The sequence below is a fragment of the Brevibacillus sp. 7WMA2 genome (assembly GCF_010748895.1).
Classification (GTDB): domain Bacteria; phylum Bacillota; class Bacilli; order Brevibacillales; family Brevibacillaceae; genus Brevibacillus_B; species Brevibacillus_B halotolerans.
The window spans coordinates 4349177-4370563 of the sequence record NZ_CP048799.1; the positions used below are offsets into that span (position 1 = coordinate 4349177).

Here is a 21387-nt window from a genome sequence, read left to right on the forward strand (position 1 = left end):
TTTGAAAAGAAATAAAATGATTCTATTCACAATTCTTGTGGTATTAGTCATTTCAAATGTCTATTTTTATACGAAAAATTACACTGAAATAACAAAAATAGAATCTTCAATTGACACTAACTTTAGATCCAATTTGGCTGACATTGCAAAGTCTCTTAAACGTGACTCTGATTGGAATACAAGATATATTCTTGCTATATCTTTTTCCAGTAAACTACAAAGTTTAGTAGAGTACACTTCTTACTCTAAAAAAAGTTCATTAGTAGGTAGCTATTCATACATATTGGTAAATTTCTTTTTGAATCAGCAAAAGTTAGGTATCCAATTGAATACAGAGGATAATAAGACTCTTATAGCTTGTTTAGAAGTGTTATCCGAAAACCCAACCGATAAAGAAAAGATTGATCAGTTGCTAAGGGTGATTACAAAATAATAATAGGTATCACCTCATTTTAGTATTTTGAATGCATTAATACTTTTTTTACCGTTGTAACCTTGCTAGATTGCTTTTTCTAGCAAAATATTGTAGCTTCATTATCAAGTTGCTGCTTAGGTTATTCTTTCAATTTTGACTTCTTGATAAGAGCTATTCCCTATTCACACCGAAATGTTCTAGTTGTCATATAAGAATAGTTGAAAAACGGCATTGTATATCCCAAAAAAGGGGTCATAGGTTTCCGTACAACTAATTCATATTTAACAACTAGCGTTTATATTTCTCAAAAGTAACGATATACTCGTCTAGTTGATGACTCATTTGCTGTAGGATGGATGTGAAAATGAACCTTTTCTTATATACAACTGTTCTAATTCTGTGCGGAGGATTTCTATAAACATTAGTAAATCATTCTCTAATTGGTAATTTTCTGTTTTCATAATCTGTAACCGGATGGTAAAATATTCTTTAGTGACATTTTTGGTTGCTCAAGGTGGGGTGTTCCCGTAAGTTTAGCGATAAAGGGAACACTCCTTTGTGATTTTCAAAGACTATGGGCTAATTTCAATTCCTCCTTTCTTCCTCCTATGTATTAATTTACCACACCGTTTTGATAATTAATGGAGAATAAAAAAATTGAAACGTTCTTCAAATTTCGACAAATAATCACATAATTACAAACAAAAAAACGCTAAGATAATAGCGTTTTTAAAGAAAATGAGCTTATAATGTTCTCTTACTATCAGCCCTGTGGGTCATCAGTATATGGTTTCATGCTACTTGCTACATTATTGACTTCAAATTTACCTGTAATTTCTATGGTAAAAAGAGAGCTTAATAATACAAGCGAAACAGTTGTGATAAGAACTAAATATTTCTTCATCAATTATCCCCCTCCTTTTCACCTTTATTTACCATATTATATACTTCCATTAGTTTTTTCAGAAGAGATAAATCTAAATCTTTTCCTTGTTCACAATAATGCTTAAAAATTTCTTTAGAAAAATCTAAGATGCCATTTATAGCGTTAATATTACTAAGAAATTGTATTCCTTGAAGATACGCGTTTATTCCTTCATCAGACTTGCCACATTTTAAAAGGTACTTCCCTTTGTGCCTGAAATATTTACCCAACTCTAAATACTTATAAGGTGTAATAATTTTGACAAAGGTATTCTTCTCTTCATGTTCTAAAACCTGCTGTAGAGAACTTAGATCTTTTATTTTATGTAATACTTCTAATAATTGATTAACCCTATGTAATCGATGGTTATCAGGAGCTTCTTCCACACATTCTTTTAACAAAGGAACAGCTTCCTGATGTTGTCCAGTTTTTGCGAGTATAATTGCACGTAAATATTTAGAACGTTCAGATATAAAAACATAACCCAACCTCTCATATTCTTGAAGATGTTCCTCTAACTCAGAAAATTTATCCATATAGAAGTAAGAATTACAAATTGCTAGAGCAACACGTTCTTTTATCTCATTGCTTGTTGTGTCTTCGGCATGTCCCATTTTACCGAGTTCAATACACTTTTCATACTTTTCGATACCATGTGCATGAAATGCCATTTGATAATAAAAACTTATCCGTTCTTCTTTGCTCAAAAAATTTGTGTAATATAAAATCTCTTCTCCGTCTCTAAATGTATTCTCTACTCTTTTGATATTCTGAATTTCAATCATGTATTTTTGATATAGTCCCTTGGCTATATACTTCGGTACTCCATGCTGTCTTGCGTATTTTACAATGACATTGTAAAGAGTTAACCTTGCTTCAGTGTCTTCAAGTGTAGAGGTAAGGTTATACAGATGTTCTAACATTGTGTAAGTATCTTTTTTAGGATTTCCAAGGAATTTTAAAGCTACTTTTGTAAGTAATGAGATATTTGCAATTTCAACGGCCTCTGCTAAAAATGTCTCTAAGATATCAGTACGTAGTTCGACATCAACGTAGCGATCAATAATTTCTTCGTAAGGTATGTTTATAGTATCTGCAATTAGTTTGAGATTTCTTAGTTCTGGACGCTTTGTTTCACCTGATTCTATTTTGGAAATGATTCCTTTGCTAACCCCTGTTCTTCTTGATAATTCTGACAAAGTAATTCCAAATTCTTCCCTTGTTTCTTTTATCAGTTCCCCTAATGTTGTGGAAGCTAAAATATCAGACATATAAATCCCCTTCCCGAATTAATAAAACATGATTTTTCTTAACATTCTAACTTGAATGTATAATTATGTAAATATGAATAAAATTTTGTAATGGTAGGGGAGGGGACTTAGAGACAAAAATTGATAAGTTGGTCAGCATAGTGGTAATGAAGTTTTTTAGACTTAGGACTGAGACGGTGGTTAACTAGTCAAAAAATAATAACAAGTCTTTTTGCATGGGGACCCATTGAATGGTAAGTTTTACTATATAATATATAAAGATTTAGTAATAGGAGGAACTAAGGTTGAGTATTTGGTTATTTAGAGCTGGATCAAATGGAGAATATGAAAGTAAGTTTTTGAACGACAAGAGAATATATCTAACTTGGGATGACTTAGATATAAATTTAAAAAGTTTCAAAAAAAAAGAAGATCTCTACATGTTTCTTGTAGACAAATATGATCTAGAAAAAGAAAAAACAGCGATAAATTGGGCCTCTCAAATCTATCCCATAGCCCATAGAATGGAAATAGGAGATTGGATTGTACTTCCAAGTAAGATTAATAGAACGATACATTTTGGGAAGATTGTAGGAGATTATAATTATGATAAAAGCTTAGGAAGTCCATATTACCATTACAGAGAAGTAGAATGGTTTGCAGTCGATATTCCAAGAGATAAATTTGAACAAGATATCTTATATTCAATGGGTGCTTTTATGACTGTATGTAGGATACATAAAAATAATGCAGAAGAAAGAATTAAGATAATGTATGAGAATAATTGGAATATAAAGGATAAAACTATACCTCAAAAAATTGATGAATCAGATGATGAGATACGATTTGATTTAGATGAGTACATATTTGATAGAATTTCTGATTATATAATCAAGAAATTTAAAGGCCATAAAATGGAGATTTTGGTTGAAGAAATATTAAAAGCCAAGGGATTCACAACCTATCGAAGTCCAGAAGGTGCAGATAATGGGGTAGATATCTTAGCAGCTTCTGATATTTTAGGATTTGGTTCAACAAAAATTTGTGTTCAAGTAAAAACCGCTGATTCACCTATTGATAGACCTACGATGGATCAATTAATAGGAACAATGAGTAACTTTAATGCCGACTATGGATTGTTGGTCTCCTGGACTGGATTCAAAACCTCTGTGATAAAAGAAATTCCAAAACAGTTTTTTAAGGTAAGGCTATGGGATTCAAAGAAAATTATAGAACAACTCTTTGAAAATTACGATAAATTGAGTGAAGATATTAAAACTGAAATACCTTTAAAAAGGGTATGGATGTTAAATTATAGAAGAATAAAACCTGCAAACGAAATGTGCGTGTATTTTGGTTAAAAACGACAACATCATCTCGAAAGTAGTAAAGGGATTTCTCCATAATGGTCTAATGAAGTGGTAAGGAAAAAAGTTTTGCTTGGATCGGTATAACCCATTTTTTCAAAGGGTAGCGGACAGAAGCCGTAGCATAAATAATTGAGTTAGATAAAAGTAATAAATAATGTTTAATATCAACAAACGCCCGAATTTGAAGATTCGGGCGTTTATTTTATAATGCTTATTTTCAGGATCAGCTTTTTTCCTTTAATCTCTAAGTCCAATTCGCTAACCTTACTCCCTTAAGACGATCACAGGTAAAACAAGATATGGAACTGGTGATGAACTTTCACGACATGCTATCGTGGACAAGATTGTCTCAGGTTTGCAAACATCTAGGAATAACCTATTATAGAATGAGCAGAAAGAGAGGGGTTACTTACCCGTAGACATTTTACTCTGTTAATTCTGATTACATTACACAAAATAACAACATAGAGAGGAAGTTTGTTTTGGTCTTTAGTTCAGTCATATTTTTGTTTTGCTTTTTACCGCTTGTTCTTATGCTGTATTTCTCTGTTCCGTTCAAATTAAAAAATACGATTCTTTTACTATTCAGTTTAGTCTTCTATGCCTGGGGCGAACCGAGGTATGTGCTTCTCATGGTATTATCCATTCTCATTAACTATGGGTATGGGATTTGGATTGATAAATCGGAAAATCACGCGAAAAAGAGAGTCTGGATTTTAACGTTTGCAATCGTTGTTAATATCGGACTTCTTGGCTACTTTAAATACGCCAACTTCTTTGTTGATGTAATCAATGCCGCACTTCAAACCAATCTTCATTTGGACCCTGTACCTTTGCCTATAGGAATTTCTTTTTATACGTTCCATGCTCTCAGTTATTTGATTGATATATACAGAAAAAAAGAAAGAGCGCAACGAAATCTCTTCAGCTTGGCGCTGTACATTACATTTTTCCCGCAGCTTGTAGCAGGTCCCATTATTCGCTATAATGCCGTCGCTGAACAACTTAGCAAACGCGTTTTTTCTTCCGTACAATTCGCCGAGGGAATTAAGCGTTTCATTCTAGGCCTGTCTAAAAAAGTACTCTTAGCCAACCCCCTTGGGTCCGTAGCAGACACCGTGTTCACTACTTCTGCAATGGACCTTTCAACTGGAAGCGCTTGGATTGGTATTATCGCTTATACCTTACAAATCTATTTTGACTTCTCAGGCTACAGCGACATGGCTATCGGGTTAGGTAAAATGTTTGGATTCGAGTTCGCAGAAAACTTTCATTATCCGTACATTTCTAAGAGCATTTCCGAGTTCTGGAGACGCTGGCATATCTCTCTTGGCAGTTGGTTCAGAGATTATGTTTATATCCCGCTTGGCGGAAACAAAGTTACTCCTTGGAAAATCTATCGCAATTTATTTATCGTGTGGACACTAACCGGTTTCTGGCACGGAGCCAGTTGGACTTTCATTGCATGGGGGACATACTACGGAATCCTAATCGCTTTAGAAAAAGCTGGTCTTGAAAAGATGCTTTCCAAGATTTATCCGTTAAACCATGTTGTTGTGTTGCTGCTTGTCATGATAGGATGGGTGTTTTTCCGCGCTGACAATTTTGGATATGCAACAGAATTCATTGCTTCCCTGTTCTATACCCGGGGCAACGAAATATTCGATTCTCTGGCACTTTCGTTGTTATCTTCCAATTGGTTCTACTTTGTCATTGCGATGATTGTTGCCACGCCGATTTATCCGAAGCTACAAAAATTGCAATGGAGTAAGTCGATGACAAAAGTACAAACCGTTTTTGGAATGCTGTTCAACTTTTTCCTTTTTACAGAAGTGATTTTGTATCTTATTAATTCTACGTATAACCCTTTCTTATATTTTAGATTTTAATTTTTCAAAAGGAGTATCGAAGTGAATAAACATATTTCAATCGTTTATATGGTCATATTTTTAGCTATTATTTATGGTTTCGCAATTGTTACCTTCATTTCTCCAGATAAAGAGATTTCCGACATCGAAAATCGGGCGTTGAGTAAATTTCCGGAGATCAGTCTTTCAGCCGTTACAACGGGAAGTTTTTTCGAAAAAATAAATCAGTATTGGAATGACCAAATTGTTTTTCGCAATGAAATGATTAGAATCTACCAAAATCAGCAAAATTCAGAGATCTTTAATTCCATGCTATTCGAAAACTTGTTTGAGGCCAACAAGCCGCGGAAACCCGAAGACGGAACAAAAATAAAAAATTCACGCATCGTGTCCAAGCTTGTAGTGACAAACAATAAATGGATTTTGCCAATTCCCAACAAGGTCGTTCATAAGAGTGAAATCGACGCTGCGACGGCAAAATTGAACGACGCGGTTACATTCGCCAAAAATCAAAAAACAGAAGCATACTTTGTCTTTAATCCGTCAAGGACCAAAGCGTTGATGCATTTATATCCGAAATATTTTCAAACTGACGCTTATGCTCAATCGAAAGAGTATTTCTTGTCTAAACTCGACAAAGATGTAAACGTGATTAACGTGGGAGAAAAGTTCGATACCTTTACAAAGGCGCAGTTGGAAGAGCTTTACTTCGAAACCGACCATCATTGGAATATCAAAGGCGCTTTCATCGCTTATCAGGAAATGATTACGCAGCTATCTAAGAAGTCCTCCAAATTCGAAGGCAAGCCAATGTCCTTACATGAGCTCAATGTTTCTACATTAACAACCGGTAACTTCAAAGGTAGTTACAATACTCAAATCAATTATGCTGTAAATCCAAAAAATGCAGATAGAACGCCGATTTATGAACCAAAAATGCCGTTTACATTTAAGAATTTTGAGGCTATTAGCACGGACGGCAAAGAAGTTATCACGAACTTTCATGATTTTTATCGTTTCAAATATGGTCAAAGCGATTATTCTTATAAGATCCTATATGGTGGGGACAAACGAAAAATCGCTTATGAAAATTCAAAAGCCAATAATCAATTAAAGGTCCTGCTGATAAAAGATTCTTACATGAATCCAATTACGCCGTATCTGGCACAGCATTTTAACAAACTAACCGTTTTAGACAATCGCTATTATTCGGATTTCAGCTTGAAAAAGATTTTGGCTAATGAGAAATACGATATCCTTATCATCGCTTGCCATGATGACAATCTATTCAGTGACAATTATCAATTTGAAAAAAGGACAGGGGAGTAGATAAAGATCATGCTGTTGGGGATTGGGTAAGATTATCATTTGGGATATGTTTTTCGGTTTAATGGTAATAAAGCTGCTCAGGTATAATAAAACTAAAATCGCTGATTTACAAATAAGCCTTCCAATAAAAATAGGGAAAGGCTTATTTGGTTTGGCCATCTATAACATACCTTGGCATTATCTTCAGAATGATGAATGAGTCTTTTAGATTATTAATTCCCGTCAGAGGAGGAGATTTCATTGATGGGAAAATGGATTGAGAATCGTGCTGTGTGTTCGAAACTTCAAATCCGGGCGTTTTTTCAATACTAAAGATATGATATCGCTCAACCGTACGGCTTTATTTGAGCGGTGAACAAGGGTACAAAACACTTACAAGGGATCTCGACATTAGCGATCCAAACCTTATTTTAAGTCAAATCCGTGGTACAGTGCAGTTCCTTCGCTAGATGAAAAAAGGCTGCTCAGCAAGTTGCCTCCATGTTTGGATTTATAGTACGATGATAAGAAATCCAATAAATAGGAAAATATAACTTATTTAACACATGATGGGAGTGTTACTGCATGCTGACACCACTGAAGGATAAGACGGTCGTAGTGACCGGAGCCAGCAAAGGAATCGGTAAAGGAATTGCGAGAACCTTCGCCGCACAGGGGGCGAAAGTCGCGGTCGTCGCACGCAGCCTGACGAAAGCGGAGGAAACGGCGGCGGAAATCCGGAAGACCGGAGGCATTGCTCATGCCTTCCAGGGCAATGTCGCCGATTTGGACTCGATGAAGTGCGTTGCGAGCGAGACGGCCGGTACTTTCGGGGGAATCGACGTGCTGTGCGCCAATGCCGGTATTTTTCCGAATGCACCGATCGAGGAGATGACCGGCGAGCAGTGGGATCAGGTGATGAACACGAATGCTCGCGGGACTCTGTTTTCCGTTCAAGCCTGCCTGCCCTTTCTGAAGAAGGCGGAATACGGCCGGATCATTGTTACCTCTTCGATTACGGGGCCGGCCACTGGCTATGCCGGATGGTCGCACTACGGCGCAAGCAAAGCCGCTCAGCTTGGATTCATGCGCAGTGCGGCGCTCGAGCTCGCGCGTTATAGTATTACCATTAACGCTGTCATGCCCGGCAACATAATGACGGAAGGCTTGGATGGCCTTGGAGATCATTATTTGCAGGCGATGACGGCGTCCATCCCGCTCAAGCGGCTCGGAAGCGTCGAAGATATCGCTTATGCCGCTCTTTTTTTAGCGTCGAAGGAGGCAGGTTATATTACGGGCCAAACCATCATCGTTGATGGCGGTCAGATTATTCCAGAGAGTCTGGAAGCGATGGGGCAAACCTGATTCGATTACGATTGGACACCATATCGATACCCCGAGAGAGAAGGCAGTCGGATTTTTGTTTGTGTTGTTCCTTCAATGCCAGTAACAACTAATATTGAAGGGACCAAAGCAAATGTATACACTTTAGATTTATTATCGGGGAATATAAATATTTTGACCGACTATGTAGATTTTCTTGAAAATCATTCAGAAGAAATATTACCTGCACTAATAACTATTGTGCAATCTGCTAATATATTTAAATTTTCAATAGATGACATTCTTGAGCGTTTTTCTGACTCAATCATTAGTAGATATCTGCAATTCAGGTATCACAGATCAACAAATAGATTACTTTCAAAAAATTATGGATGGAGGTTGTGAGGATGAAGAAACCTTTATTTTCGTTAGCCGTGTCAACCAGATTAATTAGTGGATTTCATGTAGCTATCATGGCAATTATAGCTTATCAACATGGTGTAGGTGGGTAATCGTATTAAGTGTGGAAGGAGCCAAGTTATTCTTATTCACCTTCCGATTTTTGGTTAAACATAATATATGTCCCTTAATCATACAGAGCTTGCACCTGTTATGACGTTTATACGGATGTTTAGAGACCTCCGTATAAACGTTTTTTTATGTTATTTTGATGTCTGGTTCCGATAAAAGATTAATATAAGTATTAAACCATTTTTATAGCGTTAACTTTTTATACATTTTTCTCAGTCAGGGTTTTGATGAAAGCTGATGTATAGTTTAATTAGTAAATATTGGTTAATAAGGAAGGGGAATTGATAACGAGCTTGAAATCGAAAAGGACAATCCTCATTCCCACAGTACAGGAACGCGTCCTCTTTCCAATCACTACATTGTGCTACCACTTTATCACAGAATGACGATCTTGAAGTCGTGCGCCAGAAGTTAGTAGAATTATTTATCCAAGAAGGATATTTTTCAAGTCTAGAAGTGCTGCAATTTAGTTAGCAACTGGATGAATATATCGTTGTAATTCAAAAATCATGAAAACAATAAAGTAGCTGTCAACGTAGAATAAGCTCTACAGAAAACTACAAAACCCTTTTGAAATAGCCATTTTTCAGCTATTCCCTTCCTTGATTATGCACTCAGTCAAACTAAGTAAAGATATTCAGAGAGACGATGAGAAAAATCTGAATAGGAGGAAATAATATGCTAGCGTGGAGTGACTCAGACCCTATAGATTGTTTGCAGAATAAAAACAATGATCAGAAATCTTTCGGCTTTCAAAAGTCAGCAGTCAAGTCTCAAAACAAAAATCAAACATCACACCAACAGGAGAGAGAATTTAAAAGAACCTTGGAGGAGGTGATGATCAATGAAAGATAAAAGGACGTTCCCAGCCGGCCAGCGAGGAACGTCCGATAACAAAACATTAAATACATCCCTATTTTAACACAGCGTGGTTGCGATTCACAGAAATTCTCAGAACCTACTCAAAAAAGTTAGATGTGACTCCTCCCAATAGCCTATATTTGGGGTGGTAGTCAGAAGTGTGTTTCTCCGTGTAGTTTGTCTCAATTTGATTTAGATAATATTTTTGCGAAATATTTACAAAAAATATCATTGTTGGTAATATTTATTAGGAGAGGTTGTTATGAATATGAAAAAGAAAAAACTTATTGCAAGTATCCTTGCAGTTGCGTCTATTCTCACAGTCATTTCTTCTGCACATGCTAAAGTCGAACCTAACAGAGAAGATCCTGGTACGTATCCATTTAAGTGGCCAGTTCCAGATTCCAGCAAAATTAACAGTGACTTCGGATATCGAAAAGATCCTAAGACGGGAAAGAGAGTATTGCATGCTGGACTGGACATTGCCCCTGTTAAAAGGGGAGTTTCAGGGGACAAGGTCGTAGTAGCTTATCACGGGACGGTTGTTCGATCCGAAGAGTCTAGTAGTTATGGACACGTAGTGTATATTAATCATGAACTGAGAAGAAATGATTGGGTCCAAACTAGATATGCACATCTGAGAAAACCGGCAAACGTAAAGAAAAAAGAAGAAGTTTCAAAAGGAACAAAAGTGGGCGAGATGGGAGACTCTGGTGAGGTAACAGGAGTTCATCTACATTTTGAAACACGGGAATCTTCCAAGGAGCCCGATACTTCAAATAAATCAGAACCTGTAGATCCACTTAACTATGTTGAACCACCAAGAAGTCTAGATGTAATATCAACTGTAGATGAAGAAGGCTTTGTACCTAATCCGTACAATGAACGGTACAGCGAAGAAACGTCCGATCAATAAGTAATACAAATTCCCCTTGGATTCTCAGCTCAAGGGGAATTTATTTTTAGGAGGGAGCCATGAGATTAATAAGTTCATTCTTTGCGATAACTCTAGTTGCTGTGAGTCTTTTGGGATGTACCAGTACAAGCGTGGTAAGTAACAATTCGCTGGGAAACACCGTTGGTAATATCACAAACATGGGGTTCATTAGTTCAAAAGATGATTGGATTTATTATGCTAACACATCCGATCAAAATAAGTTGTACAAGATGAGGGATGGAGCAACTCCTACAAAAATAACAGATGATCAAGCCTATGATATAAATGTTGTGGGTGATTGGATATATTATCGAGCGCTAGATAAAAGCGCTCTAATGTATAAGATTAAGACGGACGGCACTTCCAAAATCCAATTAACCCAGGAACCCTCAGGCTATATTAATGTAGTTAATGACTGGATCTATTACTCGGACTATTCCGGGTATACGCCTGTTATGTATAAGATGAAAACAGATGGGTCTGGTAAGCAACGAATCACAGATGACTATTCAGAGCAGCTATTGGTATTGGAGCCATATATTTATTATCGGAATGGGAACGATGATAGTGCCTTCTATCGAATTAAGAATGATGGAACAGATAAAAAGAAAATAAGTGATGATAATGTTAACTTTCTAAACTACTCAAATGGTTGGTTGTATTACGCAAACAGTTCGGACGATTTCAAACTCTATAAAATGAAGATCGATGGTACACAAAGTACGAAACTAACTGATGATCAAATTAATTCAGTTATTGTTTACAATGATTGGATCTATTACAGCAATGACATGGACCACAACAAATTATATAAAATTAGGATAGATGGTACCAACAAAACAAAGATTTTAGATGATACAGTAGAACGACTAAATATAGCAAAAGAATGGATTTTTTATTGGGAAGGTAGGCAAAAAGCAAATCTTCACCGTGTTAAAACAGACGGAACGAACAAACAGGAAGTTAAATAAACCTAAAGGTAAGATAAACAGTTTGAATATAATTATTATGTATTAGATGTAAAAATTTTGAAAAGAAGAAGTCATTCTTCTCGATCTTAGTACAAGCCTCTACATTAGTGTAACAATTTTTACCAAAATTCGTTTAAAGGAGTTGTTTGTATTGCGTAGAATCCTTGCCTCCACTCTTACATGCTTATTACTCTGATTTGAATCTTGAGATCGCAAAAAAACTCAGAGATTATCTCGAAGATAGATTAAATGCCACCGTATATATGACTCGCACAACAGACAAGTATATTGATCTTGATAAACGATATGCACTTGCTAATGAAAAAAAAGCAGATATTTTCATTAGTGTACATATCAATTCCAGTTCAAATTTCCAGTGTTAAAGGAACCACTGTAATATATCCTAACAATCATCATATTAAATTAAGTAGAGAGGCTGCCGATTTTGTCCACAATAGAATTATCGATGTCCTACGCGACTATAAATCCCCATACGAAGACAACCGTAACTTGGCCGTTTTACGTGGAACTAAAATGCCCGCAATTTTGACTGAAACAGGTTTTATATCCAATAGTTCTGATTTGAAATATTTGAAGTCAAGCTCAGGACAGGATGAGATTGCTAATAAGATTTACAGAGGAGTAAAAGACTGGTGGTTTGATTAAAGGAGGAATTTAAAATGAAGCTAATTCCGTTTATTACCTTATTGCTTTCTTTTTTGTTACTTGCAGCATGTGGAAATCAATCTACTATGAGTCAAAATGTCGAATCCACTCTAAAGAATTTAGCTGTTCAATACATTGAAGCAGAGTATAAAGGTGATAAAGAGTTACTCATGAAAGTAACCGGGGAAGAAGCAAAGAAAGCTGTTGAAGAAGATCAACTCAACATCTTTAAAGATCAACATCTTGATCATATCGTAGATACGAAAATCGAAAAAATTTCAGATAATGAATATAGTTTGGTTGTAACCGTTAGCTCATCTCCAAAAGAAAACGAGCAACCAACAAATTACACCGAAAACTTAACTATGACTAAATATAACGAAGAATGGTTAATTACAAAGGTCACTAGAGAACAATAGAAACAAATAGGAAGTTATAAGAAACCGGTTTTCACCACGTTAAGGGTGTAACCGGTTTTATTACTAACGTTGGTTAACGACCGTAATGATTCTAATGTGGTATTCACTTCACACCTTTCTATTCAATTTTTCGGGGTCGGTCGCTCCGGCCAGCAACGCTATTAAAAAAAATAGCTGGTGTTAGAATAGGGAAATATCCCTGAATTTCTGTGGTGAATAGTCTCCTGTCACCATGATATACAGCTACCGAGATGAGTAGGGAACTTGATCTTTCTGTTAGTTATCTATCCGAAAAAAATAACAAGAAGCAGCCATCGCTTAAGAAACAAGAATGCTATGCAAATGTTCAGGGCTTAAAAAAATCTTCAATTCTGCTGTTGACGGAGCAATTGCATAAGGCAGAAAAGACAAATACAGAACGTGAGTTAATCAGGAGTTTAATGGTTCGCTGAATCCCAAGGGCTTTTCGTGTTGCCTATTTTTATAAACCAGAAATAACATATGACTGCCAAACATAACTTGAGTAGTTTTCCGCATGTAAATCAAAATCGAAAAAGACCTTGCTTTTATACCTAACTAAACTACCCACAAGTATTCCTTCTATTCGGCTGTAAAACCAGCACTTCATCTCCTAACTCCGATAATTTTTCCATCAACGCATCCATGCCATGCTCTAATTTATATTCCATTTCCTCTTTATATAAAGGCAGCAGGAAATAGGCAGTAACCTTATTTCCGTCTTTTGTTGGAATGACGCTGATTTCCTCTTTTAACTGGAAGATAACCACTCCGTTTAACCCAGTTGAATCTGCATATGGTTCATAGTCCTGATAATTGGGGATGGTATGTCCATATCCCAACCAGGTATTATACTGATGAGGAAAACGAGCCATCTGCTTCATCAATCTGATCGGCCAATAATTATTTTCATCCTGCATCGATTCCTGTGTTAATTCCCAAGAAGCTGGAAGAAACATCATAACCTCTGCTCGATCGATTTGATCATCAAGCTGCTCCTGCACCTCGTCTGGTATTGTCATTGGTAAATCACTCATACCGGTTGTATATAGAACCCAAAAGGGCTCTTCTTCTGTGGGCTTCAATATATTCACATCAATATGTATGGTATCAGATATAATTTCATGAAAAACACTGCTTTCTCTTCCGGGAAATACTGCTTCAAAGTGTTCCACGATTTCCTCTACATATTCCATTGGAGCTGGAGGAGAATAGCTAGCTGATTCTTCATATTTGTAAATCGTAGTGCCATCCTTTGATTTTTCTCCGTTGTTCTTGCCGCCGAATATCTTTTTTAAAAAATTCATCTAACCTTTTCCCCTTTTTTATTATTTGTCTTCAACAAATTTCTTTGAAGTCTTCTTGTGCTTCTCATCTTGTTTTGTAAACTAGAGAAGCGTATGCTGTTCTATTCCTTCTTTACCTATGTATTTCATTTGTACATATTAAATGAAGATTATGAAAATATTACAAGAACGAAGCGGACTTGCTTTACATCACATGTTTGCCCACACATTTATATTTAAGTAAATGCTTTATAAAATAGCAAGTAAAATGAGGAAATTCATTGTAAAGTTTCACATGAATGACTTGGTGAAAAAATGATTTTCCAGAGCGTATCGTACAGCGCTATAGCCTATACCCCGGCAAGAGAAGAGGAGCCGAAAAAATTTTTATAATAAAAGTGAAAGATCAGCAGAAGCTCTTCCGTCTATACAGTGATAAGGAGGTGGAACACAATTGGATGACAATGCTGGAGCACGTATTGAACAATGGTTTCTAGCGTACAGCACTGATATATATCGTTTTCTCGTCTTTTATACGGGTCGGACGGATATAGACGATCTTGTACAAGAGACCTTTATTCGTGCCCTAAAGGCTATCCATTATACCGAGATTGCAAATCCCAAAACATGGCTGTTTGCCATTGCTAGAAATGTCGCCATTGATGAAAAGCGTAAGACAAAATTAATAAGCTGGCTGCCGGATATATTCCTGCAGCATCTCGTTTCACCTGATAAAACACCTGAAGAATCTTTAGAATTAAGCGAGAATAAACGTTTTCTCTATAACATCATCAATCAGTTGAAACGATCTTATAGGGACGTACTGATATTGCGTGGTATCAAGGGATTATCTAGTAGGGAGACTGCGGAGGTATTGGGCTGGAGCGAAGCCAAAGTAAATCTCACTTTACATAGGGCGATAAAAGCTGTTCAAAAAAAACGGAATGTTCCTGTTTCGGAGGTGATTCAAGATGCCGTCACAAGATGAACAAATGATATTGGAAGAGTTAAATCATTTCCCCAATCAGATCCTTTCTTGGGAGCGCAAGCAAGTGATAGTAGAAAACATACGAAAGGAGAGAAGAATGATGCAAAAACAAAAAAGACGGAACGCATATTTGGGATGGGCGGCAAAAGGACTTATCACATGTGCAGCGTTATTTGCTTTTATCTGGATGAAGCCATTCTCTTCTTCAGTAGAAACCTCTTCTTCAATAGACACATCAGGAAATAAGGATGTAATAGAGCAAAAGTATATTACGGCTGCTCAAACAGAAATAAAAAAAGCGTTTGGCATTAATAAGGATTTTCATTTTGAAAAGTTGGATAAAGATACTGATTCCTATAGGTTAGAGACAGAGGATCGAGAGTCAATGGTGTGGTTTAAAGCTGGAACCACAGAGGTTACAGCCGTCACGGCGAAATATAATATAGATGAGCTACCGAATATCTATCAACAATATGTAGAGACCGCACGAAATCGGATTAAGGAAACGAATCTACATGATAATTTTCGAATGGTTCATCTTTATAAAAACAAATCAGGAACAGGCATGACTCTTATGTCAGAAGTTAACCAGAGCATTAGTGTCGATCTGAATACAAATAAAGTGACCCATTACTCTTTAGATTACAATCTGGGTAATGTGGATAAAAAGTATGTGTCCATAGCTCAAAAAGCGTTAATGAAACTTTCAAATAAAAATGATTTCTCATTTAATCATGCCAAAAAGTCCTCCGATGAAAAAGAAGATATGTGGACGTTCTCCAATAAGGAAGATAAGTATTACGACAAATATTCTGTTCAGATTGGAGCAAAAACAGGCCAAGTGTATAATGTATATTATAGAACTGATCGTTATAGTATCAAATCAATAAACGAAGCAATGTCAGTGGGCAAACCGCTCATCAAAAACATAACTGGAATAGATGTTACTGGGTATAAGGTTGATGGTGGTGATCATTGGGGAGGCTATGTATTTCAGAGTCCGGGGAAACCGGCCGTATCTATATTTACTGATAGAGCGATTGATAGAGCGGACGGTGGTAATGTTAGTGGTATCCAAGTCCACGTTCGGTAAATAAGCAAAAGCTACTGACTAGCATACTTTGTCAGTAGCTTTTTTGTCCTTTTGACAGCACTATTTTACTAATTCCTTTTGAATGTTTTTAGGTAGCTTATGAAAAACCAATTCATAAGAATGAGTAATCAGCTTCTCCCACAATTCAGCAGGAATATCGGCATCTAAATAAATAGAATTCCAATGACTTTTATTCAAGTAGTAACCAGGAATAATCCCCTCATATGTTTCTCGTAGCTGTTCGGCTCGAGCTGGATCGCATTTTAAGGATAGGATAGGCCTTCCGTTAGAATCTCCACCAAGCATTGCAAACATTTTTCCTCCTACCTGATAACGATCTGCTTCCCATTCTGCTTTGTAATCATGAATCGCTCCTGGGTGCTTCAGACAATAGGCTTCCAGTGTGGCTTTTTCCATGATAAGCTCCTTTCTGCACGCATTTTTTTCATTTTATCACTGATGGCTACCTTCGATGTAAGGGACTATTGAGTGAAATAAGAGATTGGAGGTATTGCAAGGATTTTATCATGAAAAAGCAGAAGGCACGAGGCTTGTTGATGCTACATGGAAAAAGTACAAACAGGAGGACAACCTAAGGAAGGAGTAGGATTGGACTATTATCATTTAGTTCATCTTATGATCAGCAGAGGGATAAGCTGACCCGTTGTTGAAAGCAATCAATGGGTGGAATGAATTATATTTTGCCTAGGAATGAATCAGGTGGGTAAAGGGATGATTACTCCAAACACAACCAAATATAAGACAATGTAGACTAGATAAAGATAAACCAGTCTGATGTTATATCTTTCACAAAACCGTTTAACTGCGTTGGTCAGAAACGAATCGAAGAATGTAAGGATAAGAAAAATGATGGATAGCTCAATTATTGATGCAAGATAAAAGTTAGTAAATAGGAAATCGACCCAATAATTCAGCTTTATACATATACTAATAAAAACAAAAAAGATAAACATGGAGTATCTTTTTTCATGGTTCATATGTGTTCCTCCCAATTCCTAAAAACGAAAGAGATACTCCCATTTTTAGATATGGATTACCACTTTTTTCGGTCTATTTCGTAATACTCTACTTTTTTCGGCTTCTTAAAATTCTCATCTTTGTAATGAACAACAGTCTCGTAGTAAATATCAGATTGTATGTCAGAATCCTGTACCTTCCAAACCCAATATCCAACATAAGTATCAGCTAATGTTTTCTTGCTCCATGCGGAAAGCTTCGCAATAGTCCAACCTAATAGTGCCTTTTTTAATTTTTTTGTTGGAATCGGAATCTTTTCTGCCACCCAAGAAACAATAATGTCAGCCATTTCTCTGTGGACACTATGGTCATAATAATCGTATTTTGGACCATAGACAATTTCTGCACTTCCACCAGGTCCGTCGATGATTGAGGTTCGAATTTCATTCATCATGCTCTCATACATACTCTCCAATTGATGCTCACTCAATGGACTGGGGCCAGCAAAGGTAACTCCATGGCAGGTGTAGGTATATTCCGTGCTTTGTTCAATAGGAGAAGTCGTCGTGCTCTCAATTGATGCAAAAGCAGATGTTGTCATGCTTAAGGTAGTAAGAAGTGCCAATAAGCCTAACGAAAATCTTTTCATCAAAAGAATCACCCTCCTTTTTTGTTTTATTATAACAAATATTACAAAAATAACCAATTAAAGATGCGTTATTTCTAGAAAATCCACTATATGTGATAAAACCGCTTATTGCCTCCTATATGGTATTTTGCCTGATGTCTTGAAGTTTTCCTTCAAAATAAAAAAGGAGAAACCCTTTTTCGTTTTAAACAAAATATGACATGCTTTCACCGATAAAAAAGAATGCGATAGCTCTTTTGATGTGTTGCTATAACACATGACAGCGATAAGCTGCGCGAGTATCCTCATATACTTGTTGCAAACGGAGTTTTTACATCGACAATGTGAAGCATAAAACACCAAAATAGTAACTGAAAATGGGGAAATATCCCGCTACTAATACTGGGTATAATGGATCAGATTCATATGCATTTGGTCACCTCTATCATTTATTTACAAACTAACTCCAAAGGAATGTAATCGTATTTATAGGTAGTGAAGTATATTTGTTCTATTTGGATTAAGCAAAAAAACGACGATGGAAAAATTGCTATTTGTTTAGTATAAGTATATGAATGTGGATAAAATGTCACCTTTTCCTATAAGGGTATTTAGCTTTCATCTACTAGATTATGGTGATAGGAGTAGTAATCATACATTGGCATAAAAACAGGAAAACCAAGCATGAATCAAACATTCATGTTTTTTTTGCATGACTAAAAAACAAGGTGGATTTCTCTCAATCTAGTCACATTGCACCAGTTAACGAATACTATATATAAATTACATCTACTAAATGTTAATCTCCCATAGTAAAAGGTTAACATTTGGTAGAAAAGACCCATTTACTTACAATTATTACCTAATTATGATAATGGTGTAAGTTACATTGGGATGGAGGTAGATTTATGCGTAAACAATCTAAAAAAATGATTGTAAGTCTTTTGTCTACGTCACTATTGGCTGTATCTCTAGCAGTTCCTGTTTCAGCATCAACCACATCCTCCGTACAGCAGGCTGTAGTAGTACCGAACAGTGAGGTCGGGGCACAACAGGTAGGGACCTATGGATGGAAGACTCATATTACAAAAGAAGGTGTACAAATAGTCATTAAACACATTAGAAAAGGGGGCGCAACGTTAGAAAGAGCGATTAGTCAGCTATCTCCTACGGCGGCTCAATCCTTTAAAAGATGGTCTAATAAAATAGCAGATCATCTGGAGGGAATCATCAAAGGATGGGAACAAAAAGAAGAATACGCTATTGTTTATCTAAAAGATCAGCTAAGGAACTTTTTGAAGGCCAACTCCAATCTTTCTGATGGAACAATCCAAGAGATTGTTGTTGCTATAGAGTGGCTTCTCTGGTTCGTAGCCTAGAGAATAGCTGAGGGGGAACCCTATTGCGCGAAAAACATACCTACTATGATTGGCTAATCGAACAGAACGTATCACCTGACCAGCAATCTAAGCTTCATATTCTTCTTTATTTACTTTCTGATAAGCTAACAGGCGACCTTATTACCGCTGAGTATGACCGAAAAATACGCGACTCGGTTCCAGAGTTTGCGCATATTTTGGATGCGTCCACTATAACTCAGGAGTTAGTCTATTCTACCTTAGAGTCAAATTTCCAGTTTTCGAAAGCTTCAATCAATAAAATGATAGAAGGTATGAGAAAGCAAGGTAATTTTGCAAAGCTTACAGAATTTATGGGACAACCTTAAGCATCCATCTAGAATAAAATATAGGATATTGGAGCGGCGATGATATAGCTGCTCTTTTTTCTTTTTATAGAGCAAAATTGAATGGGGGCTTTTTCCTTCTTTTTATTGAAAACGACATTGATGTCTTTTATAATAAACTTACCAACAAAAACGACAACAGTGTATATTTTATAGGAGGCTTGAACCACTATGGCTCCAAGAGTAAGCGAGGAATACAAAAAACAAAAGAAAATGGATTTGTTACAGGCGGCAAAACGGGTGTTTGTGGAAAAGGGATATACACGAGCGACGATGCAAGACATCATGGACGAGGCAGATGTTTCGAGAGGAGCTTTGTATTCGTACTTCGATAACATCGAGCATGTGTATCTTGAACTGCTTCATGCTGAGGATGAAAAGGATGCGATGTTTTTTCGTCTAGATGAGAACGGCACATCCTGGCAACAGATAACCAAGTGGGTTAATCGGCAGCAGCAGGAAATGCAAAGGCTTAATCAATCTCTTCTACTGGCTAATTCGGAGTTTTTTTTATCAACGAATTATCGCAAGAATCGAGATAGCTATCCTTATGTCACCACACGCTATCAACGGCTAGCTGAGGTAATAATCGCTTTTTTTCGCAAAGGAATCGAGCAGGGGGATATTTGTCCGCGTATTCCAGTTGAGTCTATTTCGCTTTATCTCATTTCATTTATGGATGGTTTAATGCTAGATACTGCTCATTTGGGGCCAGAAAAAACAAAGGTGAAGGAGCAATTGGAGGTTTTGCTGTTTTCATTAAGGGAAATGCTTTGTCCGATTGCAGAAAAATAAGCAGACAATATATGCAAAAGGGGGAGTAAGGCGATGCTGTTTCAATCCACAAGAATGTATTTTAGAAAAATGACTGCTGACGATGTAGCTATCTATCATAGATGGAGAAATGATATGGAAGTCATGCAAACTACCAATCCATCACTTGATCTGTTTACATTTGATAGCACAGAAGAATTTGTGAATCAGGTCATTTTGGGAGCAAGTACATCGAAAAGCTATATGATTATCGAAAAGGAGTCGGAAACCCCTATTGGGATCGTCTCACTTATTCAAATTGATTATAAGAATCGGAATGCTGAGTGCATCATCGACATTGGGGAGAAGGCGTATTGGGGAAAAGGCTATGGAACAGAAGCAATGAAGCTGCTACTGGATTATGCCTTTTTGGAATTAAACCTGCACCGCGTATCATTACGAGTGTTTTCTTTTAACAAAAAAGCCATTTCCTTATATGAAAGAGTGGGATTTAAGCACGAAGGAATTTCACGAGAATACATTTTTCGAGATGGAAAATGGAGCGACATTTTTCACATGGGAATACTTCAAAGAGAGTATATTGCTACGAATGCCGCTGTTGGTGAATAGGCGAAAGCTATGCAAAAGGTCTAGATTTCTAGATCTTTTTTGCAGGTAAAGGACTTAAATGTTCATGAATAAGCAACCATTCAGTAGATTCTTTGACGAATACATTTGTCGCTCTTCCTTGCCCGCTGGTATACTCGCCATTCATATAGCCTTCATAGCAATATGTATACGTGCAGGTTGCAGAGTCATTACCTACATGTAGCCATTGAATATCTTGGGCTTTATAAATCTCGTTTTGGATGATGGACCAAGCGGTTTCAAAATATGCTTGTATTTCTTGGTGAGTAGTACAGGTGTGATTGGAAAAGTAGTAAATGGCAGTTGGATGCAGTAATTTTTTCACTTCACTGAAGTTGTGGGTGTTGGTTGCTTCTATATATTTATCTAATATCTCCATGTACGTACCCTGCCTTTATTTTGAATTT

The 21387-nt window shown here is 36.6% G+C and carries 22 protein-coding genes; 16 read left to right on the forward strand and 6 right to left on the reverse strand.

Translation table 11 applies throughout. The features are described 5' to 3' along the window. Position 1: 1 nt before the first annotated feature. Positions 2-433 carry a hypothetical protein gene (locus tag GOP56_RS18690; protein ID WP_003335618.1) on the forward strand — a complete coding sequence of 144 codons (432 nt, stop codon included), beginning with the start codon at positions 2-4 and terminating at the stop codon, positions 431-433. 745 nt (positions 434-1178) lie between these two features. On the opposite strand, the gene GOP56_RS23465 is transcribed toward GOP56_RS18690, so the two are convergent. Together GOP56_RS23465 and GOP56_RS18695 are read right to left on the reverse strand one after the other, a co-directional pair. Then, a complete protein-coding gene (locus GOP56_RS23465; RefSeq protein WP_174250688.1) occupies positions 1179-1319 on the reverse strand; it encodes a hypothetical protein in 141 nt (46 codons plus the stop codon). Continuing rightward, positions 1319-2611: a helix-turn-helix domain-containing protein gene (locus tag GOP56_RS18695; RefSeq protein WP_096887901.1), complete on the reverse strand. Its 1293-nt coding sequence runs from the start codon at positions 2609-2611 to the stop codon at positions 1319-1321. Before GOP56_RS18695 ends, GOP56_RS23465 begins: the two co-directional genes overlap by 1 nt. 284 nt (positions 2612-2895) lie before the next feature. Between GOP56_RS18695 and GOP56_RS18700 the strand changes: the two genes are divergently transcribed. The 9 genes from GOP56_RS18700 (at position 2896) to GOP56_RS18740 (ending at position 12844) form a co-directional block, all read left to right on the forward strand. Then, the gene (locus tag GOP56_RS18700; protein ID WP_163246263.1) at positions 2896-3951 is read left to right on the forward strand and encodes a restriction endonuclease; all 1056 of its coding nucleotides are present in this window, start codon (positions 2896-2898) and stop codon (positions 3949-3951) included. A gap of 491 nt (positions 3952-4442) precedes the next feature. After that, positions 4443-5849: an MBOAT family O-acyltransferase gene (locus tag GOP56_RS18705; RefSeq protein ID WP_163246264.1), complete on the forward strand. Its 1407-nt coding sequence runs from the start codon at positions 4443-4445 to the stop codon at positions 5847-5849. Between the two features lie 21 nt (positions 5850-5870). Then, complete coding sequence (locus GOP56_RS18710) at positions 5871-7157, forward strand: DHHW family protein (protein ID WP_163246265.1); 1287 nt, start codon at positions 5871-5873, stop codon at positions 7155-7157. Between the two features lie 564 nt (positions 7158-7721). Beyond that, complete coding sequence (fabG, locus tag GOP56_RS18715; protein ID WP_163246266.1) at positions 7722-8501, forward strand: 3-oxoacyl-ACP reductase FabG; 780 nt, start codon at positions 7722-7724, stop codon at positions 8499-8501. A gap of 1612 nt (positions 8502-10113) precedes the next feature. Next, on the forward strand, positions 10114-10767 hold the full coding sequence (locus GOP56_RS18720; protein WP_163246267.1) for a M23 family metallopeptidase: 654 nt from the start codon (positions 10114-10116) through the stop codon (positions 10765-10767). A gap of 59 nt (positions 10768-10826) precedes the next feature. Beyond that, positions 10827-11759 (forward strand): DUF5050 domain-containing protein, encoded by a 933-nt coding sequence (locus GOP56_RS18725; RefSeq protein ID WP_163246268.1) that lies wholly within the window; start codon positions 10827-10829, stop codon positions 11757-11759. A gap of 197 nt (positions 11760-11956) precedes the next feature. Further along, on the forward strand, positions 11957-12142 hold the full coding sequence (locus tag GOP56_RS24435; protein ID WP_371807999.1) for an N-acetylmuramoyl-L-alanine amidase family protein: 186 nt from the start codon (positions 11957-11959) through the stop codon (positions 12140-12142). Next, the gene (locus tag GOP56_RS18735; RefSeq protein WP_254068458.1) at positions 12078-12425 is read left to right on the forward strand and encodes an N-acetylmuramoyl-L-alanine amidase family protein; all 348 of its coding nucleotides are present in this window, start codon (positions 12078-12080) and stop codon (positions 12423-12425) included. The genes GOP56_RS24435 and GOP56_RS18735 overlap by 65 nt, the downstream gene beginning before the upstream one ends. 14 nt (positions 12426-12439) lie before the next feature. Then, positions 12440-12844, forward strand: coding sequence for a hypothetical protein (locus GOP56_RS18740; protein WP_163246271.1), 405 nt, complete (start codon positions 12440-12442; stop codon positions 12842-12844). Between the two features lie 581 nt (positions 12845-13425). On the opposite strand, the gene GOP56_RS18745 is transcribed toward GOP56_RS18740, so the two are convergent. Further along, positions 13426-14169: a suppressor of fused domain protein gene (locus tag GOP56_RS18745; RefSeq protein ID WP_163246272.1), complete on the reverse strand. Its 744-nt coding sequence runs from the start codon at positions 14167-14169 to the stop codon at positions 13426-13428. Positions 14170-14602: 433 nt separating this feature from the next. Here GOP56_RS18745 and GOP56_RS18750 point away from each other — a divergent pair, with 433 nt between their 5' ends. After that, positions 14603-15136 (forward strand): RNA polymerase sigma factor, encoded by a 534-nt coding sequence (locus GOP56_RS18750; RefSeq protein WP_004432651.1) that lies wholly within the window; start codon positions 14603-14605, stop codon positions 15134-15136. Next, the gene (locus GOP56_RS18755) at positions 15120-16229 is read left to right on the forward strand and encodes a hypothetical protein (protein WP_163246273.1); all 1110 of its coding nucleotides are present in this window, start codon (positions 15120-15122) and stop codon (positions 16227-16229) included. Before GOP56_RS18750 ends, GOP56_RS18755 begins: the two co-directional genes overlap by 17 nt. 60 nt (positions 16230-16289) lie before the next feature. Here GOP56_RS18755 and GOP56_RS18760 read toward each other — a convergent pair whose 3' ends face one another. Further along, complete coding sequence (locus tag GOP56_RS18760) at positions 16290-16646, reverse strand: MmcQ/YjbR family DNA-binding protein (RefSeq protein WP_163246274.1); 357 nt, start codon at positions 16644-16646, stop codon at positions 16290-16292. Between the two features lie 637 nt (positions 16647-17283). Continuing rightward, positions 17284-17856: a hypothetical protein gene (locus GOP56_RS18765; RefSeq protein WP_163246880.1), complete on the reverse strand. Its 573-nt coding sequence runs from the start codon at positions 17854-17856 to the stop codon at positions 17284-17286. An 887-nt stretch (positions 17857-18743) separates the two neighbouring features. Between GOP56_RS18765 and GOP56_RS18770 the strand changes: the two genes are divergently transcribed. The 4 genes from GOP56_RS18770 (at position 18744) to GOP56_RS18785 (ending at position 20962) form a co-directional block, all read left to right on the forward strand. Continuing rightward, complete coding sequence (locus tag GOP56_RS18770; RefSeq protein ID WP_003335596.1) at positions 18744-19214, forward strand: hypothetical protein; 471 nt, start codon at positions 18744-18746, stop codon at positions 19212-19214. 23 nt (positions 19215-19237) lie between these two features. After that, positions 19238-19561: a hypothetical protein gene (locus tag GOP56_RS18775; protein WP_096888378.1), complete on the forward strand. Its 324-nt coding sequence runs from the start codon at positions 19238-19240 to the stop codon at positions 19559-19561. Positions 19562-19750: 189 nt separating this feature from the next. Then, the gene (locus GOP56_RS18780; RefSeq protein WP_163246275.1) at positions 19751-20374 is read left to right on the forward strand and encodes a TetR/AcrR family transcriptional regulator; all 624 of its coding nucleotides are present in this window, start codon (positions 19751-19753) and stop codon (positions 20372-20374) included. A 33-nt stretch (positions 20375-20407) separates the two neighbouring features. Next, positions 20408-20962 carry a GNAT family N-acetyltransferase gene (locus tag GOP56_RS18785; protein WP_163246276.1) on the forward strand — a complete coding sequence of 185 codons (555 nt, stop codon included), beginning with the start codon at positions 20408-20410 and terminating at the stop codon, positions 20960-20962. A 28-nt stretch (positions 20963-20990) separates the two neighbouring features. On the opposite strand, the gene GOP56_RS18790 is transcribed toward GOP56_RS18785, so the two are convergent. Then, a complete protein-coding gene (locus GOP56_RS18790) occupies positions 20991-21359 on the reverse strand; it encodes a YybH family protein (protein WP_003342964.1) in 369 nt (122 codons plus the stop codon). Positions 21360-21387: the final 28 nt, after the last annotated feature.

Bases quoted from the DNA above. Each gene is read 5' to 3' on its own strand.
- fabG (WP_163246266.1), top strand. From the start codon at position 7,722: ATGCTGACACCACTGAAGGATAAGACGGTCGTAGTGACCGGAGCCAGC.
- GOP56_RS18760 (WP_163246274.1), bottom strand. From the start codon at position 16,646: ATGGAAAAAGCCACACTGGAAGCCTATTGTCTGAAGCACCCAGGAGCG.
- GOP56_RS18725 (WP_163246268.1), top strand. From the start codon at position 10,827: ATGAGATTAATAAGTTCATTCTTTGCGATAACTCTAGTTGCTGTGAGT.
- GOP56_RS18780 (WP_163246275.1), top strand. From the start codon at position 19,751: ATGGCTCCAAGAGTAAGCGAGGAATACAAAAAACAAAAGAAAATGGAT.
- GOP56_RS18790 (WP_003342964.1), bottom strand. From the start codon at position 21,359: ATGGAGATATTAGATAAATATATAGAAGCAACCAACACCCACAACTTC.
- GOP56_RS23465 (WP_174250688.1), bottom strand. From the start codon at position 1,319: ATGAAGAAATATTTAGTTCTTATCACAACTGTTTCGCTTGTATTATTA.
- GOP56_RS18740 (WP_163246271.1), top strand. From the start codon at position 12,440: ATGAAGCTAATTCCGTTTATTACCTTATTGCTTTCTTTTTTGTTACTT.
- GOP56_RS18735 (WP_254068458.1), top strand. From the start codon at position 12,078: ATGAAAAAAAAGCAGATATTTTCATTAGTGTACATATCAATTCCAGTT.
- GOP56_RS18745 (WP_163246272.1), bottom strand. From the start codon at position 14,169: ATGAATTTTTTAAAAAAGATATTCGGCGGCAAGAACAACGGAGAAAAA.
- GOP56_RS18785 (WP_163246276.1), top strand. From the start codon at position 20,408: ATGCTGTTTCAATCCACAAGAATGTATTTTAGAAAAATGACTGCTGAC.
- GOP56_RS18720 (WP_163246267.1), top strand. From the start codon at position 10,114: ATGAATATGAAAAAGAAAAAACTTATTGCAAGTATCCTTGCAGTTGCG.
- GOP56_RS18770 (WP_003335596.1), top strand. From the start codon at position 18,744: ATGCGTAAACAATCTAAAAAAATGATTGTAAGTCTTTTGTCTACGTCA.
- GOP56_RS18695 (WP_096887901.1), bottom strand. From the start codon at position 2,611: ATGTCTGATATTTTAGCTTCCACAACATTAGGGGAACTGATAAAAGAA.
- GOP56_RS18765 (WP_163246880.1), bottom strand. From the start codon at position 17,856: ATGAAAAGATTTTCGTTAGGCTTATTGGCACTTCTTACTACCTTAAGC.
- GOP56_RS18755 (WP_163246273.1), top strand. From the start codon at position 15,120: ATGCCGTCACAAGATGAACAAATGATATTGGAAGAGTTAAATCATTTC.